Annotated in this window: 12 protein-coding genes, 1 pseudogene and 1 other annotated feature; of the genes and pseudogenes, 4 read left to right on the top strand and 9 right to left on the bottom strand. The window is 37.7% G+C overall.

The genetic code is table 11. The features are described 5' to 3' along the window. Window positions 1-17: 17 nt before the first annotated feature. Window positions 18-677, bottom strand: a complete 660-nt coding sequence (locus IGM13_RS11780; RefSeq protein WP_002385286.1) for an HAD family hydrolase — start codon at window positions 675-677, stop codon at window positions 18-20. Beyond that, the gene (locus IGM13_RS11785) at window positions 661-1983 is read right to left on the bottom strand and encodes a bifunctional folylpolyglutamate synthase/dihydrofolate synthase (protein ID WP_002419143.1); all 1323 of its coding nucleotides are present in this window, start codon (window positions 1981-1983) and stop codon (window positions 661-663) included. The genes IGM13_RS11780 and IGM13_RS11785 overlap by 17 nt, the downstream gene beginning before the upstream one ends. Before the next feature lie 248 nt (window positions 1984-2231). Here IGM13_RS11785 and IGM13_RS11790 point away from each other — a divergent pair, with 248 nt between their 5' ends. From IGM13_RS11790 to IGM13_RS11800, 3 genes and pseudogenes are all read left to right on the top strand, one after another. Next, window positions 2232-4796, top strand: a complete 2565-nt coding sequence (locus tag IGM13_RS11790; RefSeq protein WP_002419142.1) for a YfhO family protein — start codon at window positions 2232-2234, stop codon at window positions 4794-4796. Continuing rightward, the gene (locus IGM13_RS11795) at window positions 4789-5388 is read left to right on the top strand and encodes a TVP38/TMEM64 family protein (protein ID WP_002355114.1); all 600 of its coding nucleotides are present in this window, start codon (window positions 4789-4791) and stop codon (window positions 5386-5388) included. The genes IGM13_RS11790 and IGM13_RS11795 overlap by 8 nt, the downstream gene beginning before the upstream one ends. Window positions 5389-5461: 73 nt before the next feature. Further along, a pseudogene (locus IGM13_RS11800) lies at window positions 5462-6864 on the top strand (IS3 family transposase). An 87-nt stretch (window positions 6865-6951) separates the two neighbouring features. Here IGM13_RS11800 and IGM13_RS11805 read toward each other — a convergent pair. The 7 genes from IGM13_RS11805 to IGM13_RS11835 all read right to left on the bottom strand — a co-directional run bounded on the left by IGM13_RS11805 (window position 6952) and on the right by IGM13_RS11835 (window position 15502). Then, on the bottom strand, window positions 6952-9594 hold the full coding sequence (locus IGM13_RS11805) for a valine--tRNA ligase (protein WP_002415875.1): 2643 nt from the start codon (window positions 9592-9594) through the stop codon (window positions 6952-6954). Between the two features lie 102 nt (window positions 9595-9696). Beyond that, window positions 9697-9936 (bottom strand) — a binding site (T-box leader). Between the two features lie 49 nt (window positions 9937-9985). After that, complete coding sequence (tpx, locus tag IGM13_RS11810; RefSeq protein WP_002367321.1) at window positions 9986-10474, bottom strand: thiol peroxidase; 489 nt, start codon at window positions 10472-10474, stop codon at window positions 9986-9988. Window positions 10475-10537: 63 nt separating this feature from the next. Further along, window positions 10538-11185 carry a redox-sensing transcriptional repressor Rex gene (locus IGM13_RS11815; RefSeq protein WP_002365189.1) on the bottom strand — a complete coding sequence of 216 codons (648 nt, stop codon included), beginning with the start codon at window positions 11183-11185 and terminating at the stop codon, window positions 10538-10540. Between the two features lie 129 nt (window positions 11186-11314). Then, on the bottom strand, window positions 11315-12529 hold the full coding sequence (thiI, locus tag IGM13_RS11820; protein ID WP_002359156.1) for a tRNA uracil 4-sulfurtransferase ThiI: 1215 nt from the start codon (window positions 12527-12529) through the stop codon (window positions 11315-11317). A 159-nt stretch (window positions 12530-12688) separates the two neighbouring features. Further along, entirely contained in the window at window positions 12689-14002 is a 1314-nt protein-coding gene (locus tag IGM13_RS11825) for an NCS2 family permease (protein ID WP_002355107.1), read from the bottom strand. A gap of 181 nt (window positions 14003-14183) precedes the next feature. Further along, window positions 14184-14921, bottom strand: a complete 738-nt coding sequence (locus IGM13_RS11830) for an SDR family oxidoreductase (protein WP_002419326.1) — start codon at window positions 14919-14921, stop codon at window positions 14184-14186. Next, window positions 14921-15502 (bottom strand): DapH/DapD/GlmU-related protein, encoded by a 582-nt coding sequence (locus tag IGM13_RS11835; protein ID WP_002355105.1) that lies wholly within the window; start codon window positions 15500-15502, stop codon window positions 14921-14923. The genes IGM13_RS11830 and IGM13_RS11835 overlap by 1 nt, the downstream gene beginning before the upstream one ends. A 107-nt stretch (window positions 15503-15609) precedes the next feature. Here IGM13_RS11835 and IGM13_RS11840 point away from each other — a divergent pair, with 107 nt between their 5' ends. Further along, window positions 15610-16494, top strand: a complete 885-nt coding sequence (locus tag IGM13_RS11840) for a LysR family transcriptional regulator (RefSeq protein ID WP_002365269.1) — start codon at window positions 15610-15612, stop codon at window positions 16492-16494. Window positions 16495-16502: the final 8 nt, after the last annotated feature.

Below are 16502 nucleotides of genomic sequence, written 5' to 3' on the forward strand. Positions count from 1 at the left end.
AAGGAGTGTTGTTTTTATTATTTTAAATAATGTGGCGCTTGATGTAAACTCTCCAAGACATGTAATGTTTTCTCTTGGATAACTTCAGTTGGTTGCAATAAATCAGGTACCATGATCACTGGAATGCCCGCACTATGAGCCGCACTTACCCCATGAAATGAGTCTTCGAAAATCAAGGTTTTCGGGGCTTCTGTTCCTAAAAGTTGACGAGCTTTTTGAAAAATTTCTGGGTCCGGTTTTGCTCGTTTAACATCCTCTGCTGAAACGATCCCTACAAAACGATCCTGAATCCCAGCATGGCTTAATAACATTTCAATTGCTGGACGGACGTTACTTGAAGCAACCAATCGAGGAATTTTTTGATCATCTAAAAAGTCGAGAAATTCCACCACCCCTGGTTTTAAAGGGACGTTACCAGATCGAAACTCTTGCAAGGTATCATCATAAGAACGGCGGATAAATTCTTCCACTGTGTCGTGACCATAAGATGCATAAATACGTCGGTAATTCTCTTGTACTTCTTCATCGGAAATCCCAACATAGTCTAAATAGACTTCTTTACTATATGGTAACCCCATTGCATCTGCTACTTTTTGAGTAGATGTATAGTAAATCAACTCCGTATCAAAAAGCAACCCATCCATATCAAAAATTACGCCATCAAATTTCTTCATCATTTCCTCCTATAGTTAAAAGTAATTCTCTTACTTGAGAAACAAAATATAATGAACCTGTTACTAATAATAAATCATCTGTCGACATTTTTTCTAAAATTTCGCCTAAGCCAAATTGCCATAAAGACACAATTTCTGTTAAATCGTCTTCATATTTTTCCATTTCTGTAAGTGCAATAGCTTTAGGATAATCGAAGCTAGTTAAGTAAAGATGCGCATTCGATACTTGCTTTAAGTCCTGAATCATCTCATCCACATCTTTAGTTGCTAAAGCTGAAAATAAAATATGAATCGTGTGTTGTGGAAACTCTTTGCGCAAGTTTTCAACTAAGCGTTTTACTGCGTGATCATTGTGGGCACCATCTAAAACAATCAACGGTTCATCACTAAGACGTTCCATTCGAGCTGGCCATTGCGCTTTAGCTAACCCTTGAGTAATGTCTCGTTCTTTAAACGGCAAATGTTGTAGTTGGCAATACTTGTCAAATAATTGAATAGCTACCGCCGCGTTTTCTACTTGGTGACGCCCCAACAAGGGAACTTTAATCTTTGTCAGTTTGCCCATTTCTCCATAGAAATTAAATATTTCCCCCCATTGTGTGTCAGGATGTAGATATTCCACTTGATACTCTTTGCCAAAACGAAAAATTGGACTCTGTTTTTCTTGTGCGACTTTTTCAATGACTGCTAGCGCATCAGCACAAATATTGCCTGTTACTACTGGGACTTTTTCTTTAATAATACCCGCTTTTTGATAGGCAATTTCAGCAATTGTTTCACCTAAAATTTCTGTGTGATCCTTCCCAATTGTCGTAATTCCCGTCAATAATGGCTTCACGACATTGGTGCTATCAAGTAATCCACCTAAGCCAACTTCAACAACGGCGATATCCACTTGTTCATTCACGAAATAGTCCAAGGCCATTCCTGTCAATGTTTCGAATTCTGTAATTCCAGCCACTTCAGTGATTTGGTCTAATTCTTTAATGATTGGTTGATACTTTTCCACATAGGTAATCAATTGTTCGTCTGAAATTGGTTGACCATTTATCGCAATTCTTTCATTAAATGATTCAATATAAGGAGAGGTAAAGGTTCCGACTTTCAAGCCCATTTCTTCTAATAGACAGCGTAAATATGTCACGGTTGAGCCTTTACCATTGGTTCCTGCGATATGAATCGTTGACACTTTGTTTTCTGGATGATCAATTTTTTCTAATAACGCATTAATCCGATCCAAACCAGGTCTTGAACCAAAGGGTAACCGGCTATGAATCCATTCAATGGCTTCTTCTATTGTTAATTGCATCTTGTCCAACTCCTTGTCTTCTTCTACATTATAACTAAGTTAGGTGACTTTTTCACTAATAACCAATTGAAACTTTTTCTTGAAAACTTTTTGTATTTTTCATAATTTTGCGTTATTAGCGGATACATTAATGAACTTATGGTAAACTAACATTCTGGATGGTTCGTTCCAGCCAGCCAATTAAAAACTATTTTTAGAGCGTTCAACACGCTTATTCATGATTTTTTTATAAAGGTGGACTTATTTTGATGAAAAACAAATCGAAGCTTTTATGGTTAGGAAGTTTTTTCTTGCCGTTTTTACTTCTGTTGCTTGTATGGATGACATTACAACTTGCGCCTTTTGGTGACAACAACTTATTAGTTAGTGATTTAGGCACACAATACATGCCTTTCTTGAGTTTTTTAAAACGCTCTTTTCACGAGGGAATAACTACATTCTACTCTTTTTCCAATGAGATTGGTGAGTCGATTGTTCCTTTGGCAGCCTATTACTTACTGAGCCCTTTTAATGTGTTGGCTTTCTTTTTTCCTTATGAACAATTACCTATAGCAATTTTATGGATTATTACCTTAAAACTTGCCTTGATGGGTACTACGATGTTTAGCTATTTAAAATACACCTATCAAAAAGTTGATGGCACCACGTTACTTTTTTCAACCTCCTATAGTTTCTGTGGCTTTGTCACCGTCTATAGCCAAAACTTTATGTGGTTGGATGCACTGATTCTATTCCCGCTTATCTTATTGGGACTCCAACGTTTATGGGATCAACGCAAATGGGGCTTATACAGTATAACCCTGTTTTTAGCCATTGTGACGAATTACTACATGGGTTATATGATTTGTCTCTTTGCTGTTTTGTACAGTATCTATTGGTTCTTTAAAAAGAATACCCAAGCCCATGCTATTCGGCAATTTTTTAAACAAAGTCCGTTATTCATCCTCGTTTCTTTTTTAACAGGAACTGCAACTAGCTTTTTATTATTACCTGCAGCAGAAGGGATGCTCTATACAAAAAAAGCAGATTTTGATGTCTCGACGTTCTTTTTAACGCCTAAGTTCAACACTTCGTTCTTCTCGCAATTAGGCTTAGGTTCTATTAATTATGAGTTGCGTTTAGACCATTTACCAACTGTTTTTGCTGGATTATTTGTGACACTCCTCTGTGTTGCCTATTTTCAAACGAAACAAATTGCGTTAAAAGAAAGAATAGCTTCAGCAATTCTTTTATTCATTCTCTTTTTAAGCTTTTGGTTAGAAGCCTTTAACACTGTGTGGCACATGTTTCAAAGCCCAGCTGGGTTCCCTTACCGAAATGTCTTTATCTTTAGCTTTTTATTGATTGTCTTTGCCTATGAAGCTTGGCTTAAAAGAGTGACCATTCCTTGGTCCGCACCTATTATTTTTAGTCTGCTGTTAGTCATTGGCTACGGATCTTTGTATTATGGTCCACAAAAGAATCTCTTAATTTCGATCAATTATTTATGGCTAAGTTTACTTTTTATTTGGTTGATTTTCGTTTGCTTGCGTTTAGCACACAAAAAGGCCTTAAGAAACTATGTAGTCGTGGCTTTATTCTTACTTGTCAGCACGGAATTAACAACGAATTTCTGGATTTCTTTTAAACATATGCCCTTTGGTAGCCAAGCAACATTTGCCCAAGATTACCGAAAACACAGCCAATTAATCGATGAAAAAATGGCCTCAGCACCAGAACTTTATCGCATGAAACAAGTCATTCCTTCCAAAGAAACAGGGTTCCGTGAAATCAATAACGGCTACAACAATCCTTTACTTTATGGCTACGCTGGCGTTTCTAGCTATACTTCGACTTTAACTGCCACTACCCAAGACACATTAAGTGCGCTAGGTTTGTATCGAAAAAATGATCGCCGGATTGCTTATGTGGATAATTCACAACTAACCAATTTACTTTTAAATGTGAAATATGACTTTTTACCAATTGAAAAACCTACGAGTGAAAAATTGCTAAAAACAGTTGGTTCCACGAAAATCATGGAAAATGATGAAGCGATCGGTATGGGCTTTTTGGCGCCAACCGCATTAACCAAGTTAAAATTAGCAAAAAATAATCCTTTAGATGCCCAAGAAGAACTCCTGCAAACGCTCGTGCCGACGGATAAACCTTACTTTAAAACAGCTTCGTTGATAAATGAACCTCATCATACCAACGAAACAATTGAAGCAACCTTTAAAGTGAATAGCACTGGTGACTTGCATCTTTATATTCCGAATTTAAAATGGAAAAAAGTTACACAATTGAAGGTAAACCAACAAGTTATCTCGACGCCGATTTATATTGCAACCAATCAACTGTTCAATTTAGGGCATTTTGAAAAAGGAACTACCGTGACCCTGTCACTAACTGCTGAACAAGTGGTTGATTTAACCAATTGGCAACTTCAAACATTAGACCAAACAGCCTTTAATCGTGCGGTTGACAAATTACGCCAACAAGCTCTTCACGTGAATGCAACTAAAAAAGGCCATTTAAATGGCGCACTGAATGTACCTGGAAATGACACTCAGTTACTGTATACGTCCATTCCTTATGACCAAGATTGGCAAGTCAAATCGTCGCTACAAAAAGAACCCTTAAAAACACAACGCATTCTAGGTGGCTTTTTAGCTATTGAAGTCCCAGCTGGCAAACAGCAGTTAACCTTTGCCTATCATCCAAGAATGATTTATCTCGGTACTGCCGTCAGCGGAACGATTTTACTGGGAACGGCTGGTTATCTTGGGTTTAAAAAATACCGTCGAAAACGTCAGGAGGCCACTCATGACTAATCAGAAAAAATTTTTAAATGGACTCATTCGGTGGTTACCCCTAGTTGGACTGGTGCTTTTCTTCGGCTTAATTTTATGGGGATATTCCAGAGGAATTTTTCATTCTGTTGCTTCCTTGCAAGCTTTTATTAAACAGTTTGGTAACTATGCGGTTCTGTGTTTCATTCTTTTACAAATCGTCCAAGTGATTATTCCTATTCTACCTGGAGGAATCTCTTCTGTTGCAGGAATGTTGATGTTTGGCAATTTGCAAGGCCTTTTGTATAGCTATCTTGGGTTGATTATTGGTGAGTTTATTGGCTTTTTACTGGTTCGTTACTATGGACGTAGCTTTGTAAAAATAATCCTTTCACCCAATAAATACAAAAAATTTGAAGAGATTTTAGACAAAAATGAACACAATGTCAAAAAGCTCTTAATCTTTACTATGTTAGTCCCCTTCGCTCCAGATGATATTGTTTGTTTAGTGGCGGGAATTACAGATATATCTTTAAAGGAATTCATGAAAATTGTTCTTTTATTGAAATTCTGGTCTGTGGCTACTTACAGCTATTTAATGTTGTATTTGTTTCAATTATTTGGCAAATTATAATAAAAAGACAACAAAACCTGAGCCGACCCCCAAAAGTTAGACCTAGAAATCTAACTTTTGGGGGTTTTTTTGTATGGCAAAATACAGTTTTGAATTTAAACTTAAACTTGTTCATGACTACTTATCTGGTCAAGGAGGTCTAAGGTTTCTCGCAAAGAAGTATGGGTTTAAAGATAGTTCTCAAATAAGCAAATGGATAAATGCCTATAAAGAACTTGGTGAAGAAGGCCTACTTCGCAGTCAAAAAAATAAGAATTACTCTGTTCAATTTAAGCTAGATGCGATAGAGTTATATTTAACAACAGAGTTGTCCTATCAAGAAGTAGCTAATCTTCTAAAAATGAACAATCCATCATTGATTGCGAATTGGCTTAGAACGTATCAGAAGTTTGGTATAGAGGGACTCTCTAAACAGAAAGGACGTCCACCTACCATGCCTAAGAAGAAACAAAAGGAAAGCCAACCATTACCAAGTGAACGATCTCAAGTAGAGAAACTAGAAAAAGAAAATAGAATGTTAAAAATTGAGAATGCCTATTTAAAAGAATTGAGGAGACTGCGTTTAGAGGACGAACAAAAAATGAACGAATCGCACGAATCATTCACAGTCTCCGAAGACACTTTCGATTAAAAGATATTTTGGAAACCCTAAGGTTTCCAAAATCTACTTACATGTACTGGCAAAAACGCCTCGACAGAACAGCTTCAACACAAATCATTGAAGAAGAAATTCAAGCGATTCGTAAAAAACATCAACATTATGGCTATAGAAGGATGACCCAAGAATTGAAACGACGTGGATTTCAAGTGAATAAAAAGAAAGTCCAGCGATTAATACAAAAGTTAAAGTTACAAGTCAAAGCTTTTACTAAGAAATCCAGAAAATATAATTCCTATAAAGGAACCGTTGGTAAAATCGCTAAAAATTTGATTCGTCGCCGATTTAAAACCTCTGTTCCTCATCAAAAAATTACAACTGATACAACTGAATTTAAGTACTTTGAAGCAGATAACGCAGGCATCTTTCGTCAGAAAAAACTATACTTAGATCCATTTATGGATATGTATAATAGTGAAATTCTAAGCTATAGCCTTTCTACTCAACCAAATGGTAAAACAGTTATGGAAGGTCTGAAAGAAGCAATTTCTCAAACAAATGATTGTCCCTATCGGCGCACCTTTCACTCTGATCAAGGCTGGGCTTATCAAATGAATGTCTATATACAAACATTAAAGGACAATAATATCTTTCAAAGTATGTCTCGAAAAGGAACCTGTTTAGATAATTCTCCTATGGAGAATTTCTTCAGTATCCTAAAACAAGAAGTGTACTATGGAAAAATCTATCAAAGTCAAAATGAATTGAGAGAAGCAATTGAGAACTACATTTATTATTACAATCATCACCGAATCAAAGAAAAACTTAACTGGAAAAGCCCAGTAGAATTTCGACAATTCAATCAAAAAACTGCATAAAAAATAGAGTGGAAAAATCCACTCTATAAAAAGTCTAACTTTTTGGGGTCGCTACAACCAACGTTTGGTTTTGTTGTCTTTTCTTTTTTAGATTGAACGTAATTGGGCAATCCGTTCTTTGACAGCCTCTTGTTTTTCAAGGTAGTCTTTTTCTTTTGCACGTTCTGCTTCCACGACCTCATCTGGTGCATTTGACACAAAACGTTCATTTGAAAGCTTGCCTTGCACACGTTTGACTTCTTTTGTCCATTTGTCTAATTCTTTTTCTAAGCGAGCAATTTCTTCCTCGATATTAATCAACCCAGCTAATGGTAGGAATAGTTCTGCGCCTGTTAATACAGCGGACATGGCTAATTCTGGCGCTTCTATTTCACGACTGATGACTAATTCCTCTGGGTTACAGAAGCGTTCTAAGTAGCTAGTATTAGCTGTTAAAAATTCTTCTACTTCTGTATCGTTTGTTTTAATTAACAAGGTAATTGGTTTAGAAAGTGGTGTATTCACTTCTGCTCGAATATTCCGAACCGAACGAATAACTTCTTTCAGAACTTCCATTCCTCGAGCTGCTGCTTCATCGTTAAATTCTTCATGAACAACTGGGTACTCTGCCACAACCAATGACTCACCTTGATGCGGAATTTTTTCCCAAATTTCTTCTGTTACAAACGGCATAATTGGATGCAATAAACGTAAGATTTGATCCAATGTGTACACCAAGATGCTCCGTGTTGTTTGTTTAGCTACTTCATTGTCTCCGTAAAGAATCTCTTTACTCATTTCAATATACCAATCACAGAAATCATCCCAGATGAAGTTGTATAATTGGCGACCTGCTTCACCGAATTCAAAACGATCAAATAATTCTGTCACACGGGCGACTGTTTCGTTTAAGCGCGTTAAAATCCAACGATCAGCGACAGTCTTTTCACCACTAAAGTCAATATCTGCAGCAGTCATACCTTCTACATTCATGATAACGAAGCGACTTGCATTCCAGATCTTATTGATAAAGTTCCAAGAAGCATCCATTTTTTCATAACTAAAACGAACATCTTGGCCTGGAGCTGAACCATTTGATAAGAACCAACGTAACGCATCTGCACCATATTTTTCGATGACATCCATTGGATCAATCCCATTCCCCAATGATTTACTCATTTTGCGTCCTTGCTCATCACGAATTAAGCCGTGAATTAAGACATTTTGGAAGGGACGTTCACCTGTAAACTCTAAACTTTGGAAAATCATACGACTCACCCAGAAGAAGATGATGTCATAGCCAGTAACTAATGTGCTTGTTGGGAAGTAACGTTGATAATCTTCGCTTGCTTCGTCCGGCCAGCCCATCGTTGAAAATGGCCATAATGCAGAACTAAACCATGTATCTAAGACATCACTATCTTGAACCCAGTTTTCACTGTCGGCTGGTGCTTCCATTCCAACATACATCTCGCCCGTTTCTTTGTGATACCAAGCAGGAATTTGATGGCCCCACCATAATTGTCGCGAAATAACCCAATCATGTACATTTTCCATCCAACGTAAAAATGTTTGATTGAAGCGTGGTGGATAAAATTCAACAGCGTCTTCTGTTTCTTGATTTTTCATTGCTTTTTCAGCTAGTGGTCCCATTTTTACAAACCATTGGGTCGATAAACGTGGTTCCACGACAACGCCTGTTCGTTCTGAATGGCCCACGCTGTGATTCATTGTTTCGATCTTAATTAAGCGACCTAGTTCTTTCAAGTCAGAGACAATCGCTTTACGTGCAGCAAAACGATCCATTCCTTCATATTTTCCAGCCAGTTCATTCATCGTGCCGTCTTCGTTCATAACATTTACTCGAGGTAAGTCATGACGATTACCGACTTCAAAGTCATTTGGATCATGGGCAGGTGTGATTTTTACAACCCCTGTTCCAAATTCCATATCTACATAGTCATCTGCAATAATTGGAATTTCTTTATCGACTAATGGCAAGACAACTGTCTTACCAATAAGTTCCTGATACCGTTCATCTTCTGGATGGACCGCAATCGCCGTATCTCCCAACATTGTTTCAGGACGCGTTGTCGCAATTTCAACAACACCAGAACCATCTGATAATGGGTAGCTCATGTGGTAAAAAGCTCCTTCAATATCTTTATGGATTACTTCAATATCAGACAATGCTGTTTTCGCTTTCGGATCCCAGTTAATGATATACTCACCACGGTAAATCAAATCTTTCTCGTAAAGAGAGACAAACACTTTACGAACAGCCTCAGATAGCCCTTCATCTAAAGTGAAACGTTCACGGCTGTAATCTAAAGAAAGACCCATTTTTGCCCACTGTTCACGAATGTGAGAAGCATATTCTTCTTTCCATTCCCACACTTGATCAACAAATTTTTCACGACCTAAGTCGTAACGTGAAACTCCTTGTTGTGCTAGTTTCTCTTCTACTTTTGCTTGCGTGGCAATTCCGGCATGGTCCATTCCTGGTAGCCATAACGTATCAAAGCCTTGCATTCTTTTTTGGCGAATAATCATATCTTGTAATGTTGTATCCCAAGCATGCCCTAAGTGTAGCTTCCCTGTTACATTAGGTGGTGGAATAACAATTGAATAGGGCTTCGCTTTTTTGTCGCCACTTGGTTTAAATAAATCTTGATCTAGCCATTTTTGATAACGGCCAGCTTCGATTTCTGTCGGTTGATATTTCGTTGGTAAGTTTTTTTCTTCTGACATTTTTTCCCCTTCTTTCTTAAAATACGCGATTTGGAGCGGTAATTATTTTACAAATGAGTTTTTTGAGCTAAACACTAAAATACGCCCTAAAATACTTTCGTATTTTAGGGCGTAGATTCATCTTATTTACGCGGTACCACCTAAATTGCATTTGAATTGAATTCATTCAAATGCCACTCATTCGTGAGATAACGTTCACGAAACGAATCGTTCTACTAACGTACTGTGTTCAAACCATTGACTCACAAGCTACCTTCTCACTGGTTGTGTAAAAGTCTTGCACCTGAACGACTTTTTCTCTAAAACGACGCCAATGATACTCCTCTTGTTCGCTGTCTTTGCTTCATTCTACAATGAAGCGCAAGCAAAGTCAATTTGTAATCTAGAGGGATTACACTTTTTTTGCAGCTTCTAACGCTTGTTGATAATCGGGTTCCGACGAAACTTCTGAGACGATTTCTTCATAAACTAACGTTCCTTCTGGGTCAATCACAAAAATAGCACGTGCTAAACGGCCCATTTCTGGAATATACAAACCATAAGCTGCACCAAATGAGTCTTCAGTATCATGAAGCATTTCCATTTCGACACCCTCAGCGGCACACCAATTTGCTTGTTCTTCAACTGTGTTATTGGAAATCGTGATAATCTGAACACCGTCTAATTTCGCCGCTTCTTGATTGAAACGTTTCGTTTGCAGTGAACAAACACGTGTGTCGATATCAGGAACCACACTAATTAAAACCGTTTTACCTTTATAATCTGCCAAGTTGATTTCTTGGTTGTTTAAATTTTTCAAAGAAAAGACGGGGGCTTTTGTGCCAACTTCGGGCTGTTCACCTGTCAATTCTAATACGTGCCCTTTTCTTGTAACATTCATTCTGAAATCCTCCTTTTCCACTTTCAATAATAAGTATAGTAGAGGATTTTTATGAAGACAATTTTATTGCTTTGGGCTATTTGCTAGTGAAAAAGTTTCATTAAAATAAATCAGTGTTTGCAGTTCCGTTGTTAAATCAATATACTGCACACTAACGTTGGCTGGCACACTGACACGGTCTGGCGCAAAATTTAAAATCGCAGTCACACCCGCTTGAACAATTTTGTCGATGGCTTTTTGGGCATGGTGACTTGGCACTGTAGAAATGGCTACCGTGACCCCTTCTTGTCGAACGAATGCTTCTAACTCAGACATATCATGAACTAATAATCCATTAATCGTGGTGCCAACTAAAGCTGAATCATTATCAAAAGCACAAACAATATTCAAATTCTCGTTGCGTCTAAAATTATTTTTTAATAATGCCTTGCCTAAATTGCCACAACCAATCAGAGCAATTCTTTTTTCTTCTTGCGTATTTAAAATATTACTAAATACCTCAATTAAATACGGCACATCGTAACCATAACCGCTTCGGCCCAGTTCACCAACATGGGAAAAATCACGCCGAATCGTTGCAGAAGGAATCTGGATCATTTCACTAAACTCTCGTGATTTAATACGTTTAACACCAGAATCCCCTAACATTTTTAAATAACGTAAATAAACCGGCAAACGTTTTGCCGTTGCTTTAGGCATTTTTTTCTCCATCCTCTGTCCTCCTTGTTACCTACTTCACATATTCAGTTTATCACGGTTCCCCTCTCCGAGCAACTTGTTTGTGAAATAAGTACAAAATAAATACAGTGACGTCTAAGCGACCGTCACTGTATTTATTTCTTATAGGAAATCTGCAAATTCGTCTTCTTGTTTATCTTTCGCTGTTTCTGCTGAAATCTCTGTAATTTTGAGCCCTTCTAAGGCCCGAGCCATTAAACCTTCCAAGTCTAAGCGCGCTTCATAATCTTGCGCTTTATCTAAGCGAGGTCGTGTTTTCGGTTGCGGTGGCGCAAAAATTGTACAACAATCTTCGAAGGGTTGGATGGCTAATTCAAACGTGTCAATTTTTTCGGCAATTTCGATAATTTCTGTCTTATCCATTGAAACAACGGGGCGAATTATCGGTGTTGAGGTAACCTCATTAATTGCTACCATACTTTGAAGTGTTTGCGAAGCCACTTGTCCTAACGATTCACCATTAATAATGACTAAACCTTTCCGCATTTCACGAATTGCATCTGTTAAGCGTAACATTAAACGTCGTGTAATGGTCATTAAGTAGCCTTGGGGAACAACTCGTTTTATTTCTTCTTGAATTTCTGTAAAGGGCACTTCAATAAATTGAATAGTTCCTACATAAGGGACTAATTTTTCAGCTAAATCTTTGGCCTTTTGTAACGCTTGTTCACTTGTATAAGGTGGACTAGCAAAATGGACAGCTTCCACTTCCACGCCACGTTTCATAGCTAAATAACCTGCAACTGGTGAATCAATGCCTCCTGACAACATCAACATACCACGACCACTGGTGCCCACTGGCAATCCACCCGCACCACGAATCGTTTCATAAGATAAATACGCCGCATCTTTACGAATTTCAATTCTTAAGTTGATATCAGGCTTTTTCATTTGTACTTGAATTTCCGGGATGGCTTCAATAACAGCCCCACCTAATTCTTGATTCAAGCCATTTGAATCAAGTTCAAATGAATGGTCCGAACGTTTAGCAGTAATTTTAAACGTCTTACCTGGCGTATAAACTTCCCGAACAACCTCTTGAACCATTGCACGAATCGCTGGCATTTCTTTTTCAATACGAATACTTGGCGAAAAATTTTGAATCCCAAACACTTTACTTAGTTTCGGAATCACTTCTTCACTATCTTCCCCATTTAATAAAATATGCATTCTGTCTCGATCTGCATGGATTTTCAATGCTGGAAAATCAGCTAACGCACGTTTCACATTTTGTGCTAACTGCATGATAAACGTTTTACGATTTTTTCCTTTAGTTGATAATTCGCCATAGCGAACCATAATTTCTGTATATTTCACTCAATTAATTCCTCTCTGTTCCTGTATCTTCACAGGTCAATGTCTTTGCAAATTATACATCAAATAAGGGGCGTTTTTCTAGTGCTTAGTCGAAAAAAAATAGTTGATTCATAAGTTCATTGTCTTATGAATCAACTATTTGATAACTTTCTCTCTTACTTATTGCGCATTCAGGATCCACATGAATCCGACAAAAACAAAGAACAAGCCATACATAATTGGCGAAACTTCTTTCCCGCGTTTTGCCGCAATCATTGTAATTGGATAGAAGATAAAGCCTAAGGCAATCCCATCTGAAATGCTATATGTCAATGGCATTCCTAACAAGATTAAGAAGGAAGGGATTGCAATTTCCATCTCGTTCCATTTAATTTTGCTTAAGGATTGTGCCATCAAAACGCCAACAATAATCAACGCTGGTGCTGTAACTTGCGAAGTGACAACTGCTAACAAAGGAGAAAATAGCAAGCTGAAAATAAATAAAATCCCCGTTGTAATAGCTGTGATTCCTGAACGACCACCCACAGCAATCCCCGCAGATGATTCGACATATGCGCCAACTGGCGATGTCCCTAGTAGAGAACCAGCTAACATCGCTGTTGAATCAGCGGCTAAAGCTTTCCCCACACGCGGCATTTTATTGTCCTTCATAAAACCTGCTTGATTGGCTAAGCCCACCAACGTACCAGCCGTATCAAAGAATGTTACTAATAGGAACGTTAAAACCACGACCCACATTTGAATCGTATTGATATCTTTCACATGTCCTAACGCCACTAAAAATGTTGGCTCTAAACTTGGCGCGCTTGAAATAATCTTATCAGGCATTGGAATAACGCCTGTCGCTAAACCAACAATCGTTGAAATCGCCATCCCAATAAAAATACCACCAGGCACTCGACGAACTAACAGAATTGCAGTTACGACCAAACCGACAATGGTGACCCACGTTGAGCCAACGTTCAAAGGTCCTAAGCCAACGAGTGTCGCATCATTAGCCACAATTAAGCCACCTTGGCTTAAACCAAGAAAAGCAATAAACAACCCGATCCCACCTGAAATGGCAAATTTCAAGTCTGCAGGAATTGCATCAATAATTAGCTCGCGTAATTTAAAAATTGTAATTAAAATAAATATCAATGAAGCCACAAAAACGCCTGCTAATGTCGTTTGCCAAGGAATCCCCATACCAACAGAGACTGAATAAGCAAAGAATGCATTAATTCCTAAAGCTGGTGCTGTCGCAATCGGATATTTCGCCAACACACCCATTAAAATACAACCTAAGGCACTCGCTAAAGCGGTGGCAGTAAAAACAGCGCCTTCGTCCATGCCAGAAGCACCAAGTACGGTTGGATTAACGAACAAAATATACGCCATTGAGATAAATGTGGTGAAACCAGCTAACATTTCTCGTTTCATATTCGTATTCAATTGTTCAAGTTCAAAATATGAACTTATTTTTTCTTTCATGTTCCGTCCTCCTAAAATCTAAATATTTTACAATGTTCGTAAAATATTCAATTTATTAATGAAACAACGTGTTTAATCATATAATAAACCAACAAATAAGTAAATATCAAATTCTAAATTCTGTAAAAAACGAACAATCACGATTAAAAAAAAGTATTCCTTTCTAGGAATACTTTTTAAATTAAATCGTTTGTGTTGTCGGGCGAACAACCATTTCACTGATTGACATACGATCTGGCGTGTTTATGGCAAAGACCACCGCTTGCGCAATGTCTTCCGCCTTTAAGCCCCAACTTAACTGTTCTAGATGTACCGTTTCAGCTACTACTCGATTAGAAATTGTTTGATAAAGTTCTGTTTGTACAGCACCTGGTGAAATAATCGTTGATTTAATGTTATTCTCTCTTTGTTCTTGTCGCAATCCTTCCATAATTGCTCGAACAGCAAACTTTGTTCCACAGTAGACAGCCGAATCTGGATAAACGACATGTCCTGCCACAGAATCAGTAGCAATAATCTGCCCTGATTTTTGTTCAACCATAATTGGAAGAACTGCCGCAATGCCATTTAAAACACCCATAATATTAATATCTAGCATTTGACGCCATTCTCCTTTTGGTGCTTCAATAAGAGGCGCCGTTGGCATAACTCCTGCATTGTTAAAAAGAACATCAATTCGTCCATATTTTTCCATTGTAAGCTTGATTACACGCTGAACTTCCTCTTCTTTCGTTACATCTGCTTGTTGCACGAGAATCGTTGCTTCAGGAAGTTCTTTTTTTATAGCAATTAAACGTTCTTGTCGACGTGCTGCAATGACTAACTTCGCTCCTTTTCTGGCAAGTAAACGGGCTGTTGCCTCACCGATGCCACTGGAAGCGCCCATGATAACAATAACTTTTTCTGATAATGATTTCATTATATTTCCTCCTTATCTTCCTGAATCCAACGAATAATTTTAGCTGGTGTTCCTGCAACAATAGCGTTAGCTGGCACATCTTTAGTTACAGTCGCATTAGCTGCTACGATAGCATTTTCACCAATCGTAATACCTGGTAAAACAGTTACGCCCGCGCCTAACCACGCAAATTTTTTAATGGTAATTGGTGCTAGCAATACACCTCGCCGTTTCATTGGCAGTTCCGGATGATTGACACTTAAGAGATTAACGCGCGGCCCAATTAAAACATTGTCTTCAATTATAATGCCCCCTAAATCAACAAACATAGCTGCCCGATTAATAAAAATATTTTTACCAAAATGTATATTGCGTCCAAAATCTGTATAAAAAGGCAATAAAATCGTAACGGTTTCGTCAATTTTGTCTTGGATAATCGTGGCAAGAAGATTCCTTACTTCATTATGTGTGTAGGCTTGTTGATTTAATTCTATTAAATAGCGACTATTTTCCTCTTGAATCTGATGAATAAGTTGAAATAGTGGTTCATCTTTATCAATGCTACCTGTTGCAATTAGTTCTTGGAGATTTTTTGTAAGCATTCCTAATCGCCTCCTTTTGCTAAATTTATCGTAATACGTGACAACTCCTCTGTCTAATACTTATAATAAATAGATAAGTATGCGTTTTAGTTATAGGAGGGAAAGTAATGGAATTACGAGTGATTCACTATTTCTTAGCAGTGGTCCAAGAAAAAACGATTAGTGGCGCAGCCAAACAATTGCATGTATCACAACCAACATTATCTAAGCAATTAAAAGAATTAGAGGAAGAATTAGGCGTGACATTATTTATACGAGGAAATCGACAAATACAACTAACACCTGAAGGAGAATATTTAGCTAAACAAGGGCAAGATATTTTAAGCTTAGCGAATAAAACAGTCACCAACTTGTCGCAAAATGAATTCATTAATGGCGAAATCACGATTGGTGGCGGCGAAACAAAAGCTATGTCTTTTTTAGCGAATGCACTACAACAAATAACAAGCCAGCACTCAGCTGATATTCACCTTCATTTATACAGTGGGAATGCAGATGATGTAATAGAACGGCTAGACAAAGGATTATTAGATTTTGGTTTAATTATTGAGCCTGCACCTAAACAAAAATATAGCTATTTAACATTACCAATTGTAGATACATGGGGCTTAATTACTGTAAAGGACCATCCCTTAGCCACTAAAAATGTTATTACTGCAGCCGATTTAAAAGAAGAACCTTTATTTATTTCTCGACAAGCACAAGTTCCGAGCCAACTCTCTGATTGGCTCGAAGCAAGTCTAGATCAGTTCCGAATCGTTGGGACCTACAACTTACTTTACAACGCTTCACTGATGGTAGAAGCTGGGCTAGGTAGCGCCCTAAGCATTGATGGTATTCTAGAAACAAAGCAAACAAATTTACGTTTTATCCCGCTATATCCTGCTTTAACAGCCAAAATTAGTTTAATTTGGCGCAAAAATACGGTTCTTTCCACAGCTGCTGCATTATTTTTAGAACAAATAAAAAAAAGTATTCAACGCCCTGAATAATAGGTCGT

Source organism: Enterococcus sp. DIV0561, assembly GCF_050539875.1.
GTDB lineage: Bacteria > Bacillota > Bacilli > Lactobacillales > Enterococcaceae > Enterococcus > Enterococcus faecalis.

Excerpts from the sequence above, each read along its gene's own strand:
- IGM13_RS11780 (WP_002385286.1), bottom strand. The coding sequence starts at position 677 with ATGATGAAGAAATTTGATGGCGTAATTTTTGATATGGATGGGTTGCTT.
- IGM13_RS11785 (WP_002419143.1), bottom strand. The coding sequence starts at position 1,983 with ATGCAATTAACAATAGAAGAAGCCATTGAATGGATTCATAGCCGGTTA.
- IGM13_RS11790 (WP_002419142.1), top strand. The coding sequence starts at position 2,232 with ATGAAAAACAAATCGAAGCTTTTATGGTTAGGAAGTTTTTTCTTGCCG.
- IGM13_RS11795 (WP_002355114.1), top strand. The coding sequence starts at position 4,789 with ATGACTAATCAGAAAAAATTTTTAAATGGACTCATTCGGTGGTTACCC.
- IGM13_RS11805 (WP_002415875.1), bottom strand. The coding sequence starts at position 9,594 with ATGTCAGAAGAAAAAAACTTACCAACGAAATATCAACCGACAGAAATC.
- tpx (WP_002367321.1), bottom strand. The coding sequence starts at position 10,474 with ATGAATGTTACAAGAAAAGGGCACGTATTAGAATTGACAGGTGAACAG.
- IGM13_RS11815 (WP_002365189.1), bottom strand. The coding sequence starts at position 11,185 with ATGGAGAAAAAAATGCCTAAAGCAACGGCAAAACGTTTGCCGGTTTAT.
- IGM13_RS11825 (WP_002355107.1), bottom strand. The coding sequence starts at position 14,002 with ATGAAAGAAAAAATAAGTTCATATTTTGAACTTGAACAATTGAATACG.
- IGM13_RS11830 (WP_002419326.1), bottom strand. The coding sequence starts at position 14,921 with ATGAAATCATTATCAGAAAAAGTTATTGTTATCATGGGCGCTTCCAGT.
- IGM13_RS11835 (WP_002355105.1), bottom strand. The coding sequence starts at position 15,502 with ATGCTTACAAAAAATCTCCAAGAACTAATTGCAACAGGTAGCATTGAT.
- IGM13_RS11840 (WP_002365269.1), top strand. The coding sequence starts at position 15,610 with ATGGAATTACGAGTGATTCACTATTTCTTAGCAGTGGTCCAAGAAAAA.